Annotated in this window: 19 protein-coding genes; 8 read left to right on the forward strand and 11 right to left on the reverse strand. The window is 71.3% G+C overall.

What is annotated here, in order from left to right:
* Positions 1–28: 28 nt before the first annotated feature.
* The 3 genes from sucB (at position 29) to lipB (ending at position 3,532) form a co-directional block, all read left to right on the forward strand.
* Positions 29–1,771, forward strand: coding sequence for a 2-oxoglutarate dehydrogenase, E2 component, dihydrolipoamide succinyltransferase (gene sucB / locus BCF44_RS50405; protein WP_116181725.1), 1,743 nt, complete (start codon positions 29–31; stop codon positions 1,769–1,771).
* A gap of 123 nt (positions 1,772–1,894) precedes the next feature.
* Positions 1,895–2,791, forward strand: a complete 897-nt coding sequence (locus BCF44_RS50410) for a TIGR01777 family oxidoreductase (protein ID WP_116181726.1) — start codon at positions 1,895–1,897, stop codon at positions 2,789–2,791.
* Positions 2,792–2,800: 9 nt separating this feature from the next.
* Positions 2,801–3,532: a lipoyl(octanoyl) transferase LipB gene (gene lipB, locus BCF44_RS50415; RefSeq protein WP_116181727.1), complete on the forward strand. Its 732-nt coding sequence runs from the start codon at positions 2,801–2,803 to the stop codon at positions 3,530–3,532.
* A 1-nt stretch (position 3,533) separates the two neighbouring features.
* Here the strand turns inward: lipB and BCF44_RS50420 are convergent, their stop codons facing one another.
* Both BCF44_RS50420 and BCF44_RS50425 read right to left on the reverse strand, forming a co-directional pair.
* Positions 3,534–4,334, reverse strand: a complete 801-nt coding sequence (locus BCF44_RS50420) for an alpha/beta fold hydrolase (RefSeq protein WP_170218186.1) — start codon at positions 4,332–4,334, stop codon at positions 3,534–3,536.
* Complete coding sequence (locus tag BCF44_RS50425; RefSeq protein WP_116181777.1) at positions 4,322–5,260, reverse strand: LLM class F420-dependent oxidoreductase; 939 nt, start codon at positions 5,258–5,260, stop codon at positions 4,322–4,324. The genes BCF44_RS50420 and BCF44_RS50425 overlap by 13 nt, the downstream gene beginning before the upstream one ends.
* A gap of 150 nt (positions 5,261–5,410) precedes the next feature.
* Between BCF44_RS50425 and BCF44_RS50430 the strand changes: the two genes are divergently transcribed.
* Positions 5,411–6,358: a LysR family transcriptional regulator gene (locus BCF44_RS50430; protein WP_116181778.1), complete on the forward strand. Its 948-nt coding sequence runs from the start codon at positions 5,411–5,413 to the stop codon at positions 6,356–6,358.
* Here the strand turns inward: BCF44_RS50430 and BCF44_RS50435 are convergent.
* Positions 6,270–6,926, reverse strand: coding sequence for a TetR/AcrR family transcriptional regulator (locus BCF44_RS50435; protein WP_116181779.1), 657 nt, complete (start codon positions 6,924–6,926; stop codon positions 6,270–6,272). The genes BCF44_RS50430 and BCF44_RS50435 overlap by 89 nt on opposite strands.
* 105 nt (positions 6,927–7,031) lie before the next feature.
* Here BCF44_RS50435 and BCF44_RS50440 point away from each other — a divergent pair, with 105 nt between their 5' ends.
* Positions 7,032–7,487: a hypothetical protein gene (locus tag BCF44_RS50440; protein ID WP_116181728.1), complete on the forward strand. Its 456-nt coding sequence runs from the start codon at positions 7,032–7,034 to the stop codon at positions 7,485–7,487.
* Positions 7,488–7,532: 45 nt separating this feature from the next.
* Entirely contained in the window at positions 7,533–8,528 is a 996-nt protein-coding gene (gene lipA / locus BCF44_RS50445) for a lipoyl synthase (protein WP_116181780.1), read from the forward strand.
* Between the two features lie 127 nt (positions 8,529–8,655).
* On the opposite strand, the gene BCF44_RS50450 is transcribed toward lipA, so the two are convergent.
* The 3 genes from BCF44_RS50450 to BCF44_RS50460 form a co-directional block, all read right to left on the reverse strand.
* Entirely contained in the window at positions 8,656–9,690 is a 1,035-nt protein-coding gene (locus BCF44_RS50450) for a saccharopine dehydrogenase family protein (protein WP_116181729.1), read from the reverse strand.
* Positions 9,691–9,819: 129 nt separating this feature from the next.
* Entirely contained in the window at positions 9,820–10,629 is an 810-nt protein-coding gene (locus BCF44_RS50455) for a M48 family metalloprotease (protein WP_147328987.1), read from the reverse strand.
* Positions 10,630–11,253: 624 nt separating this feature from the next.
* The gene (locus tag BCF44_RS50460) at positions 11,254–11,658 is read right to left on the reverse strand and encodes a DUF3597 domain-containing protein (protein ID WP_147328988.1); all 405 of its coding nucleotides are present in this window, start codon (positions 11,656–11,658) and stop codon (positions 11,254–11,256) included.
* Between the two features lie 237 nt (positions 11,659–11,895).
* Here BCF44_RS50460 and BCF44_RS50465 point away from each other — a divergent pair, with 237 nt between their 5' ends.
* Complete coding sequence (locus tag BCF44_RS50465) at positions 11,896–13,377, forward strand: alpha/beta fold hydrolase (RefSeq protein ID WP_342775752.1); 1,482 nt, start codon at positions 11,896–11,898, stop codon at positions 13,375–13,377.
* A gap of 75 nt (positions 13,378–13,452) precedes the next feature.
* A complete protein-coding gene (locus tag BCF44_RS50470) occupies positions 13,453–14,736 on the forward strand; it encodes a cytochrome P450 (RefSeq protein ID WP_116181733.1) in 1,284 nt (427 codons plus the stop codon).
* On the opposite strand, the gene BCF44_RS50475 is transcribed toward BCF44_RS50470, so the two are convergent.
* Genes BCF44_RS50475 through BCF44_RS50495 form a run of 5 tightly spaced genes read right to left on the reverse strand, consistent with a single transcriptional unit; the run spans position 14,660 to position 17,505 of the window.
* Positions 14,660–15,001, reverse strand: coding sequence for a ferredoxin (locus BCF44_RS50475; protein ID WP_342775753.1), 342 nt, complete (start codon positions 14,999–15,001; stop codon positions 14,660–14,662). The genes BCF44_RS50470 and BCF44_RS50475 overlap by 77 nt on opposite strands.
* On the reverse strand, positions 14,926–15,942 hold the full coding sequence (locus tag BCF44_RS50480) for an NADH-ubiquinone oxidoreductase-F iron-sulfur binding region domain-containing protein (RefSeq protein WP_116181734.1): 1,017 nt from the start codon (positions 15,940–15,942) through the stop codon (positions 14,926–14,928). Before BCF44_RS50480 ends, BCF44_RS50475 begins: the two co-directional genes overlap by 76 nt.
* Positions 15,939–16,445: a ferric reductase-like transmembrane domain-containing protein gene (locus BCF44_RS50485; protein ID WP_246016280.1), complete on the reverse strand. Its 507-nt coding sequence runs from the start codon at positions 16,443–16,445 to the stop codon at positions 15,939–15,941. Before BCF44_RS50485 ends, BCF44_RS50480 begins: the two co-directional genes overlap by 4 nt.
* Entirely contained in the window at positions 16,442–17,317 is an 876-nt protein-coding gene (locus BCF44_RS50490) for an FAD:protein FMN transferase (protein WP_246016277.1), read from the reverse strand. Before BCF44_RS50490 ends, BCF44_RS50485 begins: the two co-directional genes overlap by 4 nt.
* Positions 17,314–17,505: a hypothetical protein gene (locus tag BCF44_RS50495; protein ID WP_116181735.1), complete on the reverse strand. Its 192-nt coding sequence runs from the start codon at positions 17,503–17,505 to the stop codon at positions 17,314–17,316. Before BCF44_RS50495 ends, BCF44_RS50490 begins: the two co-directional genes overlap by 4 nt.
* Positions 17,506–17,613 lie beyond the last annotated feature (108 nt).

The raw sequence follows: 17,613 nt of genomic DNA on the forward strand, positions 1-17,613 counted from the left end.
AGCAACGAGCACGAGGAGTCACTAACCCATGGCCTTCTCCGTCCAGATGCCGGCACTCGGTGAGAGTGTCACGGAGGGCACCGTCACCCGCTGGCTCAAGAACGAGGGTGAGCGGGTCGAGGTCGACGAGCCCTTGCTGGAGGTCTCCACCGACAAGGTCGACACCGAGATCCCGTCGCCGGCCGCCGGTGTGCTTCAGCGCATCGTCGTCAAGGAGGACGAGACCGTCGAGGTCGGCGCCGAGCTCGCCGTCATCGGCGACGGCGCGTCGGCCCCCGCGCCGGCCGCCCCGGCTCCGGCCGCCGAGGCCCCGGCCGCTCCCGCCCCCGTCGCCGAGGCGCCCGCCGCGCCGGCTCCGGTCGCCGAGGCTCCGGCCGCGGCTCCGGCCCCGTCGGCCGGTCCGGCCCAGGGCACCGAGATCACCATGCCGGCGCTCGGCGAGAGCGTCACCGAGGGCACCGTCACCCGCTGGCTCAAGCAGGTCGGCGACCACGTGGACGTGGACGAGCCGCTGCTGGAGGTGTCCACCGACAAGGTCGACACCGAGATCCCGTCGCCGGTCGCCGGCACGCTGCTGGAGATCTCCGCCGGCGAGGACGCCACCGTCGAGGTCGGCGGCAAGCTGGCCGTCATCGGCGACGGCGCGTCGGCCCCGGCCCCGGCCGCTGCCCCGGCCCCCGCGCCGGCCGCCCCGGCTCCGGCCCCGGCTGCTCCCGCGCCCGCGCCGGCTCCCGCTCCGGTTGCCGCCGCCCCGGCGGCTCCCGCGGCTCCGGCGCCGGCCGCCGCTGCCCCGGCGCCGGCGCAGTCGTCGGACGACACCAACGGCGCGCCGTACGTGACGCCGCTGGTGCGCAAGCTGGCGTCGGAGAACGGCATCGACCTGAACGCGCTCAAGGGCACCGGCGTCGGTGGCCGGATCCGCAAGCAGGACGTGCTGGCCGCCGTGGAGGCCAAGAAGGCCCCCGCCCCGGCGCCGGCCGCCCCCGCGGCCCCGGCCGCGGCCGCACCGGCCGCCGCCTCTGCCGCGCCGTCGCCCGAGGCCCAGGCCCTGCGCGGCACCACGCAGAAGATGCCGCGGATCCGGCAGACCATCGCCCGGCGCATGGTGGAGTCGCTCCAGATCTCCGCGCAGCTCACCACCGTGATCGAGGTCGACATCACCCGGATCGCGCGGCTGCGGGACCGGGCCAAGCGCGGCTTCGAGGCGCGCGAGGGCGTGAAGCTGTCCTTCCTGCCGTTCTTCGCCAAGGCCGCCGTCGAGGCGCTCAAGCAGCACCCGCAGGTCAACGCCTCCATCAACGACGAGACGATGGAGGTCACCTACCACGGTGCCGAGCACCTGGGCATCGCCGTGGACGCGCCGCGCGGCCTGATGGTGCCGGTGATCCACAACGCCGGCGACCTCAACATCGCCGGGATCGCCCGCAAGATCGCCGACCTGGCCGAGCGCACCCGCAACAACAAGATCAAGCCGGACGAGCTGTCGGGCGGCACCTTCACGCTGACCAACACCGGCAGCCGCGGCGCCCTGTTCGACACGCCGATCCTGAACCAGCCGCAGGTCGGCATGCTCGGCACCGGCGCCGTCGTGAAGCGCCCGGTCGTCGTGGCCGACGAGGCCGGCGGCGACACCATCGCCATCCGGTCGATGGTGTACCTGGCCCTGTCCTACGACCACCGCCTGGTGGACGGCGCGGACGCGGCCCGCTTCCTCACGACGATCAAGCACCGCCTGGAGGAAGGCGCCTTCGAGGCCGACCTCGGTCTCTGAGCACCTCCTTTTTGATGCAGGGAAGGACGCCTTACCCGCGTTGAGCGCGGGTAAGGCGTCCTTCCCTGCATTCGGGGGACCCCCGGTGCTGCGGGCCGCGGGTGCGCGGGGGACGATCGGGACATGCGCATCGTGGTGGCCGGGTCGTCCGGCTTGATCGGTTCCGCACTGCTGCCGGTGCTCCGGCACGCCGGGCACGAGGTGCTGCGCCTGGTGCGACGGCCGGCGGCGGCTCGCGACGAGCGCAGCTGGGACCCGCCGGCGGGCCGCATCCAGGACGGCACGCTGGACGGCGTGGACGCGGTGCTGAACCTGTGCGGCGCGGGCATCGGCGACAAGCGCTGGAGCCAGGCCCGCAAGCAGGCGCTGCTGGACTCCCGGATCGAGCCGACGGAGGTGCTGGCGGCGGCGGTCGCCGAGCACAAGATCCCGGTGCTGGTGAACGCCTCCGCGGTCGGCTTCTACGGCGACACCGGCGACCAGGCCGTCGACGAGTCGGGGCCGAAGGGCCAGGGCTTCCTCGCGGACCTGGTGCACGAGTGGGAATCGGCGACGCGGCCGGCCCGCGACGGCGGCGCGCGGGTGGTGCTGCTGCGCACCGGCCTGGTGCTCGCCGAGTCTGGCGGCCTGCTGGGCAAGCTCAAGCCGCTGGTCACGTTCATGCTCGGCGGCAAGTTGGGCGACGGCCGCCAGTACTGGCCGTGGATCTCCATGGACGACGAGCTGGCGGCGATCCGGTTCGTGCTGGAGCACGACGACATCGCCGGTCCGGTCAACCTGTGCGCGCCGGAGCAGCTGACCAACGCCGAGCTGACCCGGCAGATGGGCGAGGCGCTGGGCCGCCCGACGCCGTGGACGGTGCCGGGTTTCGCGCTCCGGCTGGTGCTGGGCGAGTTCGCCGACGAGGGCGTGCTGATCGGCCAGCGCGTGACCCCGAAGGCGCTGCTGGACCACGGCTTCGAGTTCCAACACGAGAGCCTGGCCCCAGCGCTCGCGGACGTCGTCGGCACGCGGGCGTAAGGTCTTTTCGTGACGAGTTCCTCCTGCCGTGCCGGCGGCGATCCCGTGCAGGTCCGGTCCCTGGGCACCATCGACTACCTCGAGGCCTGGGAGCTCCAGCGCCGCGTGCTGGAAGCCCGCGCCGACGGCGAGGGCCCGGACACGCTGCTGCTGCTGGAGCACCCGTCGGTCTACACCGCCGGCAAGCGCACCGAGCCGGCCGACCGGCCGCAGGACGGCACGCCGGTGATCGACGTGGACCGCGGCGGCAAGATCACCTGGCACGGGCCCGGCCAGCTGGTGGGCTACCCGGTCGTCAAGCTGTCCGACCCGGTGGACGTGGTCGACTACGTGCGCCGCATCGAGCAGGCCCTGATCCACGTGTGCGACGCGTTCGGCCTGGCCACCGGCCGGGTCGAGGGCCGCAGCGGCGTGTGGCTGGCCGCCGACGGCGACCGCCCCGAGCGCAAGATCGCGGCGATCGGCATCCGCGTGCAGCGCGGCGTCACCATGCACGGCCTGGAGATCAACTGCAATGCCGACCTGGACGCCTTCTCGAAGATCATCCCGTGCGGCATCCGCGACGCCGGCGTCACCTCGCTGTCGGCCGAGCTGGGCCGGAACGTCACCGTCGCCGAGGTGCAGCCGCTGGTCGAGGCGGCCGTGCTGGCCGCGATCGAGGGCACGCTGCCAGTGAGCAAGCGGGACATCGAGCGCAGCCAGCCGACCGCTCCGGGAGTGACGTTCTCGCTGTCGTCCTGAGTCAGACCTGCCCGAGATCTACATTCGGTGTGTCCGTCAGCGCGACTCGCGGAAGGAAAGCGGCGAGCAACTCCGCCGCCCTGGTCGGGTCCTCGGCCGGGAAGAGGTGGCCGGCGCCGGGTTCGATCACCAGCTCCGAGTCGGGGACGCACGCCGCCAAGGTTGTCACCGCGTCGACGGGGGCTATGCCGTCGCGGGTGCCGGTGACGACGAGGGTGGGCACGGTGATGGACGCCGCCAACTCGCCGAACTTGGTGTCGAAGTAGCTGAGGAAGGCCTCGACCATCGCCGGCACGCTGGCGTTGCGGTAGTTCTCGTAGTCCATGTCGAGGATCCACCGCCGCCGCGCCCTGTCCTTGGTGACGATGACGAAGGCGTCGGCGAGGTACACCGCCGGCTTGCTGCACAGCCAGAACCGGGCCGCCCGCGGCGGCAGCCACGAGCCGATCCGGTAGTACAGCTTGCCCAGCCACGCCGTGAGACCGGTGGCCTCCGAGACGGGGTTGAGCAGCACCAGGCCGTCCAGCGCGGACCCGTAGCGGGCGGCGTAGACCAGCGAGATCGACGCCCCCAGCGAGTGCCCGGCCAGCACGAACCGCTCCAGCCCCAGCGACAGCCGCAGCCGCTCGATCTCGGCGGCGTAGTTCTCCAACGTGTGCGGCACGGCCAGCGGCGGCGACGCGCCGTAGCCCGGCAGGTCCGGCACGACGACCTCGACTCCGTCGAGCGCGTCGGCCAGTTCCCGCAGGCCACGGCGGTCGCCGCCCAGGCCGTGCAGCAGCAGGACCGTCAGCTTGTCCACTTGGCGGCGACCTCGGCCGCGAAGAGGTCCACGTGGTCCAGGTCGGACAGGTCCAGCAGCTGGAGGTAGACCCGCCGCACGCCGGTCGCCTCGTGCCAGGCGCCGATGCGGTCCAGCACCTCGGCCGGCGTGCCGGCGAAGCCGTTCTGCTTCAGCTCGGTCACGTCCCGGCCGATGTTCGCCGCCCGGCGGGCGACCTCGGCGTCGTCGCGGCCGACGACCACCGGCTGCGCGACCGACCGGATCATGGTCGACGGGTCGCGGCCGATGGCCCGGCAGGCCGCGTCGACGCCGGCGAAGATCTCCTTCGCCTTGTCGATCGGCGCGAACGGGATGTTGAACTCGTCGGCGAACTTCGCGGCCAGCCGGGGCGTGCGCCTGGCCCCGCCGCCGCCGATCAGGATCGGCGGGCGCGGGCTCTGCGCCGGCTTGGGCAGCGCCGGCGAGTCGGTGAGCTGGTAGTGCTTGCCGGCGAACGAGTACGTCTCGCCCACCGGCGTGCCCCACAGCCCGGCGATGATCGCGACCTGCTCCTCGTACTGGTCGAAGCGCTCGCCCAGCCCCGGGAACGGGATGCCGTAGGCCCGGTGCTCGGCCTCGAACCAGCCGCTGCCGATGCCCAGCTCCACGCGGCCGCCGGACATCTGGTCGACCTGCGCGACCGAGATCGCCAGCGGACCGGGGTGACGGAAGGTGATCGCCGTCATCAGGGTGCCCAGCCGCAGCCGGGACGTCTCGCGGGCCAGGCCGGCCAGCGTGATCCAGGCGTCGGTCGGGCCGGGCAGCCCGTCCGCGTCACCCATCCTCAGATAATGGTCGGAACGGAAAAAGGCGTCGTAACCGGCGTCCTCGGCGGCCTTGGCCACCCGGAGCAGGTCCTCGTAACTGGCCCCCTGCTGGGGTTCGGTGAAGATCCGAAAGTCCACGAGCACAACCTAGCCACCCCGCGCCAGTGGAGCCGTTCGGCACTAATGAATCCATCAGTCATTGCCTGACACCCCCGTCACGGATCTATGGTCATCGGTGACGCCGCGTGCTGTTGCCCGCCAAATACCGCCGAGAACCAGGTGATCAGCATGGAGTTGCGCCAGTTGTCGCATTTCGTCGCCGTAGCGGAGGAATGCCACTTCACCAGGGCGGCCCGCCGACTGCACATCGCCCAGTCCAGCCTGTCCGCCTCGATCCAGACGCTCGAGCGGGAGCTGGGCGCCCAGCTGTTCGTCCGGGACAAGCGCCAGGTCCGGCTGACCGACGCCGGCCGGGCGCTGCTCGTGGAGGCGCGCCGGGCGCTGAGCACGGTGACCGCCGCCCGCGAGGCCGTCGCCGCCGTGCAGGGCGGCCTGCGCGGCCGGGTCAGCGTCGGGCTGGCCCGGGCCGTCGACCACGGGCACCTGATGGCCGCGCTGGCCCGGTTCCACCGGGCCCACCCGGACGTGGAGGTGGTCATCTGCCACGACCACTCGGCGCGGCTGCTCGACCAGGTCCGGGATGGGAGGCTGGACCTGGCCCTGCTGCTGATGCCGGCGAACCGGCTGGCCGGGTCCGCACTGGCCAACGGGACTCTGGGTGGCGACGGCCTCACCGTCACGCCGATACGGCCGGAGCGGCCGGTGGTGGCCTGCGGGCCGGAGCACCGGTTCGCCCAGCGCAACTCCGTGGGCCTGGGCGAACTGCGGGCCGAGACGCTGGTGGAGTTCCCCGGCAGCGGCAACGAGTTCGGCGGCAAGGTCGCGTTCCACGCCGACGACGTGCAGACCATGCTGGACGTGGTCGCCGCCGGGCTGGCGGTCGCGGTGCTGCCGCGGACCACCGCCCGCGGCCGGACCGGCGTGCGGTTCGTGGAGTTGCAGGGCGAGACGCCGGCGTGGGAGCTGATGCTGGCGCACCCGGAGCGCTCGAACGCGGCGGCCGGCGCCCTGTTGGCCGCGGTGCTGGCTAGCGGCGACGACGCCGCGAAGCCGATCGATCGCCCGGTTCCGCCGGCGCGTCAGCACCTGCTGCTACCGGTCGGCGCAGTCCGCTGACCACCCTCGTGATCGACCAGGCCACCTCCTCGCTGGCCTTGCGCGGGTCGGCGGCGCCGGCGATGAGGCTGGCGCCCGCCGACAGCGCGCCGTACAGCAGCCGGGACATCACCTCGACCGGCACGTCCTCGATCTCGCCGGAGGACACCAGCGCCGCGACGGACTCGCGGATCATGCCGTAGCTGAAGTGCTCCTCGGCCTCGCGCCAGCGGGCCCAGCCCATCACCACCGGGCCCTCGTGCACCACGATGCGCTGGAACGCCGGGTCGAGGCAGACCCGCACGTACGCGCGCAGGCCGGCCATGGCCGTCTCCCACGGGTGGCCGGGACCGCTCACGATCTCGCCGAGGCGGCGCATCGCCTTGGTCTCGACGGTGTCGAAGGCCGCCTCGAACAGCGCCTGCTTGCCGCTGAAGTGGTGATACAGCGCGCCCTTGGTGACGCGAGCCCGCTTGGCCACCTCGTCCAGCGAGGTGCCCGCGTATCCCCGTTTGGTGAACAGCTCCACGGCGCTGTCCACCAGGGCGTCCCTGGTGGATTCCGAGTATTCGAGCCGTCTCGACCGCACTGTCGCCACGCTCACAACTCTATCGGCCATACCGTCGGTACGTACCCATGGTATGGTCGACGTGTCGGACATACCGCGAGTATGCCGAAGACCGGAGGTACGACGATGAGTTGGAACGACTACTACCGTCGCCGGGACGTCATCGACGCCGTACTGGCCCACCCCGGCGCCATCGGGGAGACCTTCACCCAGGTCCCCGACGCGGCCGCCGTGTTCGCCGACACCGACGAGCTCCTGCTGGCCCTGGACCACAAGTGGACGCAGCAGCTGACCGCCCGCATCGGGCTGGCCCTGTCGGAGATCGATCGGCCGGACACCGAGGGCGACCGGGTGGACGCCGTGTCCGCCGCGTGGCGCCGGGCCGTCGCCGAGAACCCCGCCCTGCGCCGGATCCTGGACGAGAACTCTGGCGGCGTGCTGGCAGATGCCACCGCCCGCGAGCACCGCATGCTGGCGCTGGCCGCCGGGCTGGCCGAGTTCACCGAGCCGAACGAGGTGCTCGAGCGCGTGGGCGGCGCCTTCGCGGCGCTGCTCAGGGGCCGGGTGCCGGCCGCCGCGTGACCCCGGCCACTACGGCCGGAAGCGTAAGGTGAGCGTGTGACAGAGGTGCTCCCCGAGGGTCGGAAGTTGCTGCGCCTTGAGGTGCGCAACAGCCAGACCCCCATCGAGAAGAAGCCGTCCTGGATCAAGACGAAGGCCCGGATGGGCCCCGAGTACCAGGAGCTCAAGGGGCTGGTCCGCCGCGAGGGCCTGCACACGGTATGCGAGGAAGCCGGCTGTCCCAACATCTACGAGTGCTGGGAAGACCGCGAGGCGACCTTCCTCATCGGCGGCGACCAGTGCACCCGGCGCTGCGACTTCTGCCAGATCGACACCGGCAAGCCCGCCGAGTTCGACCGCGAGGAGCCGCGCCGGGTCGCCGAGTCCGTGCAGGCCATGGGCCTGCGCTACTCCACCGTCACCGGGGTCGCCCGCGACGACCTGCCCGACGGCGGGGCCTGGCTGTACGCCGAGACCGTGCGCCAGATCCACGCCATGAACCCGGGGACCGGCGTCGAGCTGCTGATCCCCGACTTCAACGCCGACCCCGACCAGCTGGCCGAGGTCTTCTCGTCGCGGCCCGAGGTGCTCGCGCACAACCTGGAGACCGTGCCGCGCATCTTCAAGCGGATCCGGCCGGCGTTCCGCTACGAGCGGTCGCTACAGGTGATCACCGAGGCCCGGGCGGCCGGGCTGGTCACCAAGTCCAACCTGATCCTCGGCATGGGCGAGACCCCCGAGGAGGTCACCGAGGCGCTGCGCGACCTGCACGAGGCCGGCTGCGAGATCGTGACGATCACCCAGTACCTGCGGCCCAGCGTGCGGCACCACCCGATCGAGCGGTGGGTCAAGCCGGAGGAGTTCGTCGCCCACTCCGCCGACGCCGAGAAGATGGGCTTCTCCGGCGTGATGGCCGGGCCGCTGGTGCGGTCCTCGTACCGGGCCGGGCGGCTGTACGCGCAGGCCGTGCACAAGCGGGGCGAGGAGCTGCCGGCGAACCTGGAGCATTTGCTCAAGGCCGGCACCGCCGCCCAGGAGGCCAGTTCGCTGCTGGCGCGGTAATTTTCCGCGCGGGCTCGGCCGCCCACGAGGCCGGTGCCTTCCCTTGGCATTTTTCGATCACTGGAAAGACGTGATCGAAAAGTGCCCGCGGTCCAGGCACCGGCGGCGGCCTCGCGACCTGAGCGGACTATGCGATCGGTGACAGGTGCACGTCGTCGAGGGTGGCGACGAAGTCGGGGCCCAGGGCCGTCGACGGGGTGTGCGAGCCCGGCTCGGCCTCGCCGGCGATGAGCCGCACCGTGGCGCGGACCGCGGAGTCGGCGGTCAGCTGGTACGGGTTCGGGCCGGTCAGGGTCATCGACAGCTCCCGGCCGGCGGCGTTGCGGACCAGGCCCCACACCTCGCACGTGCTGCCGTCGCGGGTCCGCGAGCTGGGCCCGGGCAGCAGGCCGATGACCCGCTTGGTCACCTCTTGCGCGACGGCGGCCCGCATCAACGGCGCGAGCAGGCTCTGCGCGGTGGCGGCGAACTCCGGCACGACCGTGTAGGTGGTGATGGTGGGAATGCCGGTGGAACGAAAGGCGGTGCTCAGATCGCCCCACGGCACGGAGCCGACCCGCCGCGGACGTGAGGCGAACTCGACGGTGCGGCTGCGGTGCCCGACCGGCACGGTGACCAGCTCGCCGTCGATCCGCGCGCGGCCGCCGGTGGTGATGCCCTCGACGGTGGTCTTCATGGTGCCGGGGCTCATGCCGCCGCCGGCGAGGAACGCCAGCTCCAGTTCGACGGCGTCGGGGAGCTCCCGGGCCAGCCGGGCGGCGACGCCGTCGGTGGGCACGACGTCGAAGCCGGCTCCCGGCAGCAGCACGACACCGGCGCGACGAGCCTCGCCGTCGCGGGCGAAGATCCGTTCGAAGACGTCGATCTCGCCGGTGATGTCGACGTAGTGGGTCTTGGTGGCCAGACAGGCGTCGACCATCGGCTCGGAGGTCTGCGAGAACGGGCCGGCGGCGTGCACGACGGCGTCGACGTCGCCGAGGGCCTCGCACAGCCGGTCCTGGTCGTCCAGGCCGACGACCCGGTGCTCCAGCCCCAGCTCACGGGCGAGCGGCTCCAGCTTCTCGGCCGAGCGGCCGGCGAGCACGGGACGCTCGCCGCGGCCGGCGGCGAGCCGCGCGATGAGCCGACCGGTATAGCCGTTGGCGCCGTAGACCATCCACATGCCCCGAGTATGCCCAGCCGGAGCCGCCGTTGCTGCTCCCACCTCAACAACGGCGGCCCGCAGCACCACTGTGCGCCGGGCGTCGTCGGCCTCACCAGGACAGATGGGGCAAGCCGGTCAGGAGATAGGTCAATCCTTGGGGCCGAACCAGCCGGTCATCCGCTCCGGGTCGAGCACGGCGTTGCGGCGCAACGACATCGGCGGGTGGCTGAACGCGCCCCACAGCCGCCGCAGCGGGTTGCGCACCCGCCACTTGGTGAACGCGTCCATCGCGGCGACACCGGACCGCTGCCCGGCGCAGCGGGACGCTATCCGGTCGCACTCCAACTCCCGCATCCAGGTGTACGTCACGGCCAGCGCGAGGGCGATTCCCGCCACACCCGCGGCGACCTGCCACGGCAGCACCCAGAGCGACAGCGCGGAAATGGTCAGCAGGTACACGGCGACGACGGTCTGCCGCAGGGTGTCGTGCCGGGCGAGGTGGGCCAGCTCGTGTGCGACGACGAAAGTGGTTGCCAGCGGGATGCGGTCCAGCAACGTGTCGTTCAGCAGCACGACGCCGTGCCGGCCGGCCCGGTACGAGCTGCCGACCGATCGCGAGCCGACGCGGACCCGCACGTCCGGCACGCCGGCAAGCGCTATCCCGGCGGCGAGCTGGGGCGCCAGCAGCGCGGGCCGCAGCCGGGTCCGCCGCTGCAACTGGCGTAACCGGGTGACCCGGACCAGCACGGCGCCGGCCAGCACCGCCATCGGCACGTCGACGACGTAACCCAGCACCCGCAAGGCATCGTCGCCGGCGAGCAGCACCAGCACCAGCGCGCAGGCCAGGTAGCAGGCGCCGACCGTCAGCAGCCACCGGACGAGGTCTCGGTCCTTGGGCAGCACGGAGCCGACCACCTGTTCGTCAGCCGGAACCGGCTGGCCCTCCACCGAAGACACGAGCGCACTGTACTTCCGTTCGGTCCGCAGTGGACCTCCGAGGACAGACGTTATGAAGTCGATTCGCGACGGAGCGTGAACTATGCGCCACGACCGCACAAAACCGACACCGACCATCGTGGGCGCGCGGCCCACCGGGCATGACCTTCGACCGGCGACTCTGTCAGGTCGCCGCCGGCCGTACGCGGCGACCCGTTGTCGGCGGCCGTGCTGATGTCATGACAGCCCTCCACGTCTGACCCGTCCGCCGCCGACCGAAGTTGATCGGGACACCCAACTGTTTCAACCGAAGCACCGCGTCGGCAACCGCTTGCCGCAGTCCGCTTCCGGCAGTTTTGCCGGCATTCGGCGTCACCACCGGATGATTCGGGTCGAACGGGGCCGTTATCCGCCTCGTTCGAGCATGGTGGAGGTTCTACCCGGCCGGTCGTCACCGCGGCGTCACGGCGGCGTTCGCCAATGTGAACCCGCCCACCGTGCGATTCCGGACCTGGTCACGACGACACCACCGTCCACTGTGGACCGTCGTGGCTCCGGTTCGGACAGACGCCGACCAGCGGCGTGCTCGGTCGCATCGCAGGCTCCCTCGACGTCGGTCGGTCACCGAGAGTACCAGCGCGTGCGTCACCAGTGATGACCCCCGCCACCCCCGGAGCCGCCGCAGCCGTAGCAGTACGTCGGATTTCCCGGCCCGATGACGATGACCGTGCCGGAAATGGTGATACGGGTGGGGTTCGTGGTCGTCGTGGTGGTGGTCGTGGCCGGCGGCGCGGTCGTCGTGATGCCGACCACGCGGCGAGTGGTGGTGCTGGGCGGCGCGACGGTCGTGGCGGTGGTCGGCGACTCGACCGTCGTGGTCGACGTCGGCGTGTCCACCCCCCGGTACGGCTGCGGTACCGGTTCCGGGGTCGCGGCCGGGGCGCTCGCCGAGTGCGGGCCGAAGCCGATCAGCGCCGCCAGGATGAGCAGCACTCCCAGCGCGGCGAGGGCGAACACGTACCAGGGCGGCCGACTCCCGGGACCCGCCATTCGGCCGTCTCCACTCATCCGAACCCCCTTGACCGATCGAGTGCGCAGAGGCTAGTTCGGAAGCTTGATCGGCTCAACCCCCTTGATCCGAACGGCAGATCCACTGTGGAGGCGAGCACCGCTCGATGATTCCCGTTGGGGTGCGGAACGTTTGCGATCCGGTAACGCCGGGTGGGGCAACGGGCTCACGACGTTCAGCGGACGCGACGGCCCTCCCCCCGTTCGAGAATTGCGACCGTGAAACGTCTTGTCCTGGCCATGGTGACGCTGCTGGCCGCGACCGTCCTCGCTCCTGCCGCCCGAGCCGAGTCCGCGCCCGTCGCCTGGGGCCCGTGCCACGACTTCATCCTGATCATCTCCGGGGCCAAGTGCGGCCTGCTCACGGTGCCGCTGGACCACGGCGACCCCACCGGTCCCACCGTTCAGCTCGCGCTCGCCCGCGTGCTGCACAAGGTGCCGGACAGCCAGTACCAAGGACTGCTCATCACGGCGCCGGGCGGCCCCGGCGGCTCCGGGCTGGACCTCGCCGCGACCGGCGCGCGGCTGCCCAACCACGCCGGCGACGCGTACGACTGGATCGGCTTCGATCCGCGCGGAGTCGGCTCCAGCGTGCCGAAACTCACGTGCCAGGCCGACTACATGGATTTCAACCGGCCGTCGTACCTGCCGCTCAACGCCACCCAGACGCAGGCGTGGCTGGACCGCGCGCAGACCTACGCCGACGCCTGTGCGGCCGCGAATCCCGCGCTGATCCAGCACATGCGGACCGAGGACACGGCGCGTGACATGGACAGCATCCGAGCGGCCCTCGGTGGCGCGACCACCAGCCTGTACGGCTTCTCGTACGGCACATACCTCGCACAGGTGTACAGCAGCCTGTTCCCGCAACGGGTGCGGCGCATGGTGCTGGACAGCTCGGTCGACCCGCGCGGCGTCTTCTACCAGGACAACCTCGACCAAGATCTCGCTTTCGACCGGAACCTCCGGCTGTGGTTCGGCTGGCTGGCCGAGCACGACGCCGTCTACCACCTCGGCGCGACGGACAAGGCCGTCGAGAAGGTTTTCAACGACCAGCTCCTGAAAACCGCGCAGGCGCCGGCCGGCGGCGTGATCGGGCCGGACGAGCTGATGGACGTGGTGCAGCAGTCGGCCTACTACCAGCTGAGCTGGCTGACGCTGGGCAACGCGCTGTCGAAGTTCGTCAACCAGGGCGACTGGCAGACGATGAAGTCCCTGTTCGCCTCGATCGACGGCGTCGGCGACGACAACGGCTACGCGGTGTACCTGGCGGTGCAGTGCACCGACGTGCAGTGGCCGACCAGTTGGCAGCAGTGGCAGTCCGACGCGTGGCAGACCTTCAAGCAGGCGCCGTACTTCGCGTGGGGCAACGCGTGGCTGAACGCACCGTGTGTGTTCTGGCACGCCAAGGCCGGCAAGCCCGTGCCGGTGGACGGGCGGCGCGTCGGCGGGGTGCTCATGATCGACGAGACGCTGGACGCGGCGACGCCCTTCACCGGCAGCCTCGAGGTGCGCCGGCGCTACCCCGGGGCGTCGTTGATCGCGGAGCCCGGCGGCACCTCGCACGCCGTCACGCCGCGTGGCGATGCCTGTGTGGACAACCGGATCGCCGCCTACCTCGGCACCGGCGCGCTGCCGCCGCGCAAGCACGGTGACGGACCCGACCTGGCATGCCAACCCTTGCCCCGACCGGTGCCGTGACAAGCGGGTGACCGGTGCGTGTCGGTTGGTCGAATGCCGGCACGCCCGGTCAGGGCCATGAGGTATCTTGAATTCATGATGAAGCTCGCTTCGCGCATTACGTCGTGGTTCGTGCGCAGGCAGATCGCGAAGACGGGGCAGGACGGATTCAATCTGTCGCGTATCCCCTTCATTCCCGATTCCGCGCTCATGCCGCTGGCGCGCGAGGGCGTGCACCCGGTCGACGACATGCGCCGGGTGCGCGAGTCCGAGCCGGTCACACGGTTGAAGCTGCCGCTGGGCTTCCGCGCCTGGCTGGTCACCGGCTACGAGGAGTCCCGAGCCGTGCTCGGCTCCGTCGACAACTTCAGCAACGACTTCGCCAATCTCGCCGGCAATTTCGGCATCACCGCCGAGCAGAATCCGGGTGGCCTCGGTTTCTCCGACCCGCCGCTGCACACGAAGCTCCGTAAGGTGCTCACGCCGGAATTCACGATCCGCCGGCTGAGCCGGCTCACGCCGCGGATCGAGACCATCGTCGCCGACGCGCTGGACAGCATCGAGGCCAGCGCCGAGGACGGCCCGGTGGACCTGATGCAGACCTTCGCGCTGCCGATTCCGTGCCTGACGATCTGCGAGCTGCTGGGCGTGGACTACGAGGACCGCGACGACTTCCAGCGCCTGGGCGCGGCCCGCTTCGACCTGTTCGGCGGCGCGAGCGCGTCGCTCGGCGCGATCTCCGAGTCGCTGGTGTACCTGCGCGGCGTGGTGGCCAAGCAGCGCAAGAATCCCGGCGACGACCTGTTGGGCCAGATCATCAAGGAGCACGGCGACACCATCGACGACGAGGAACTGGCCAGCATCGCCGACGGCCTGCTCACCGGCGGCTTCGAGACCACCACGTCGATGCTGGCTCTGGGCACCATCGTGCTGCTCCAGGACCCGGCGGCGTTCGAGCGGCTGCGCACCGACGACGACGCGATCAACGCGTTCGTCGAGGAGCTGCTGCGGCTGCTGACCGTGGTGCAGGTGGCGTTCCCGCGCTTCGCCCGGAAGGACATGGTGCTGGGCGGACAGGAGATCAAGGCCGGCGACGTGGTGATCTGCTCGCTGTCCGGGGCGAACCGGGACGCGGTGCTCGGCCCGGACATGGAGGACTTCGACCCGGACCGGCCGACCTCGTCCTCGCACCTGGCGTTCGGGCACGGCATCCACCGCTGCATCGGCGCCGAGCTGGCCAAGATGGAGCTGCGCATCGCCTATCCCGCGCTGGTGCGGCGGTTCCCGAAGCTGCGGCTGGCCGTCAGCCCCGAGGAGCTGGCGTACCGGCAGGTGTCCATTGTGTACGGTGTGGATTCGCTGCCGGTGCTGGTGGACTGACGGCTCGGAGGCTTATCGCGAGGCGGGGGCACAGGCGTGCCGCCCGCCTCGCGTGTTCTTCGAGGTGCTGCGGCACGTGTTTGTCGGCGATCAGCGGATAGCCCCAGGGATCGGTGGCCACCAGTTCCGGCAACAGTTCCGCGCACATTCCGCGCCCGTCGCAGGCCGTCCAGTCGATGTGCAGTTCGCTCACCGCAACCACTCCTCCTCGAACGCGTCGATACTGCTGCGGACGAGCCGGGCGACGCCGTCCGGGTGGTGGCACGCGCCGCGGCCGTCCACCAGGCCGGCGAGTCGCGCCGCCTGCGGCAGATTCCGCTGCGCGACCGCGTCGGCAAGCGCCGGCAGGCCGAATCGGCAGGGGCCGCACTGTTTTGTGCTCTGTGACGCCAGGTAGCGGACGATCCCGGCGGTCTTCTGGAGCCCGCTCTCGTTGCCGTGCAAGGCGATCGCCACACCGGCGCCGGGGTCGGCGATGACGTCGTCCGGCTTCAGCCAGGTGCCGTGGTAGCCGCCGACGAGCACCGCCCTGGTCGGCTCGATGCCGCCGGCGAGGTCGAGAAGTCGGTGCACGGCAACGGTTCGGTCCACCTCGTACACGCCGGGTCGTCGCACGGCGCCGGAGATCGTCGCCAGGAACGTGTCGTGCTGACGGAACCACCTCGGGCCGTAGCGGGCGATCTGCGCGATGCGGGCCAGGGTCTCGACGTTCTGCACCAGCATGTCGTCCCGGGAGGCGTCCCGGGGTCTGGGTTTGCGCCCCTCGACGGCGGCCATCACCGCGGAGGACTCCCCCGCCGTGAACGTGTCCGGCGCCTCGACGTAGACGATCGGGAACCGGTCGGATTTGCGTTGCGGGACAACCGTGCCCTTCGGTCCGTACAGGTAGACCTTGCTGGCGCCGACGGCCTCGGCGGCCAGTTGCAGGCCGTCCAGCACGAGGTGCGGGCAGTGCGCGAACAGCACTTTGTCCTTGTTGCTGGCCGGTTCGCCCTCGGCGGCGTTGGCGATCACCACCGGACGGTCGGTGACCGAGGTGCGGGCGAGTTTGCGCCAGGTCGGGAAGTTCGCGCCGCCGCGGCCGGTGAGGCCGGCTTCTTGGAGTGCGCCGATGAGCGCGCCGGGCGTGCGCTGCCAGGGCAGCGGGCCGTTGCGGGCGATGTGCTCGTCCTCGTCCCGCGCGGCGGCGTCGAGCAGCGGCCTCATGTGACGAACCTCCAGGTTGCGGTGGCGGCGACGGCGGTGGCGCAGGCGATGGCCAGCGCGCCCATCCAGACCTGGGCGGCGTCGGTGCCGGTGCCCAGGCCGTGCGCGAGGGCGATCGGCCAGAGGGCGTAGGAGGCCCAGTGCACGGCCTTCCAGGCGCGCAGGCCGAGCCGCGCCCGGTTCAGGCTGGTGATCATGATCAGCAGGAGCAGGTCGAACGCGAGTGTGCCGAGGCCGAGCCAGAACGGCCGGTAGGAGCCGACGAACGGGACCACCAGGTCGATCGGGTTCAGGTTGGCGTAGGTGTCGAACAGCAGCGTCGACACATGCACGACCACCAGGCCGAGGCCGATCAGGCTGGCGTTGCGGTGCACGGTGGCGATCGCGAACCGGGGCAGGCCGGCCAGGGGTTTCCCTTGCCTGGTGGCGATGCCCAGCATCACCGACAGCGTCAGCATGAACAGCGCCATCACGCCGGCGCCGCGCGCGATGTACCAGATCACGGCCAACCGCCCAGCGTCCGGACGGATCCGTCGGCGGCGACCAGCCTGGCCGGGACGTTGCGCTCCCGGAGCATGGGGACGGCATCGTCGCCGCGTACCAGGGCGGCGGTGGTCAGGGTGTTCGCGTCGGTGCAGTGGTCGGCGACCACCGTGACGCTGCGCCAGGTTCGCTGCGCGGGCAGGCACGTTCGCGGGTCGAGGATGTGGTGCAGCACGCGGTCGCCGCGCCGCCACTGGCGGCTTCGGGTGCTGGAGGTGGCGATCGCCCTGCCGGCCGGCATCTTCAGCACGCAGGACGGGTCGTCCGGCTGGTCCTGCACGAGGACCTGCCAGCCCCGGGCCGGCGCGGGGCCGGCGGTGGCGATGTCGCCGCCGAGGCTGACCAGCACGCCGGTGTCGAGGGCGTCGGCGACCAGCCGAGCGCAGCAGTCCGCCGCGAAGGCCTTCGCCGTCGCGCCGAGATCCAAGACGACACCCTTGGGTATGGTCAAGGTGTTGCCGGTCAACTTGACGCTGCGCCAGCCTTTTATCGTCACCTGAATTGCCGTGCCGTCAACGTCTATTGTGGACAGGTCGCGGTCGTAGCCCAGCGCGCAGAGCGCGCTGCCGACGGTCGGGTCGACGTCGCCGCCGCTGTCCTCCGCGGCCCTCAACGCCACCTCGACCAGCGTCGCCAGCAGCGGGCTGACCCGCACCGGACCGCTGCTGCGGCCGACCGCCACCAGCTCCGAGTCGGGGCGGAACCGACTGCACGCCAGGTCGATCTCGGCCAGCATCGACTCGACCAGCACGCGGGCGGTCGGCAGTGCGCTCGGCTCCGTGACGACGAGGCGGGCCGTGGTGCTCCAGACCGGCCACTCCTCGGCGTTCACGATCCCCCCGTTCTCGCCATCGGCTCGGTGCCGGTGGACAGGTCGGAGTTGCTCGTGGTCGACGTGGTGGTGGCGCTGTCGGAGTGGCTGACGACGGCGGCGACCGCCACCGCGCCGCCGACACCCACCAGCGCGAGCGCCGCGGTGACCACGGCGGCGCTGCGAAGTCCCTGCTCCCGTGCGTTCATGCGGTCAACACTGCGCCGCCGAGCTGTGGGCCAGCTGAGGACGGGCTGTGCCATCTCCTTGACCGTGACCGGGTGGCCACCTAGGGTGACAAATCGTAAAGGAGGTTT

The organism is Kutzneria buriramensis (assembly GCF_003387475.1).
In the GTDB taxonomy this organism is placed as follows: Bacteria; Actinomycetota; Actinomycetes; order Mycobacteriales; family Pseudonocardiaceae; genus Kutzneria; species Kutzneria buriramensis.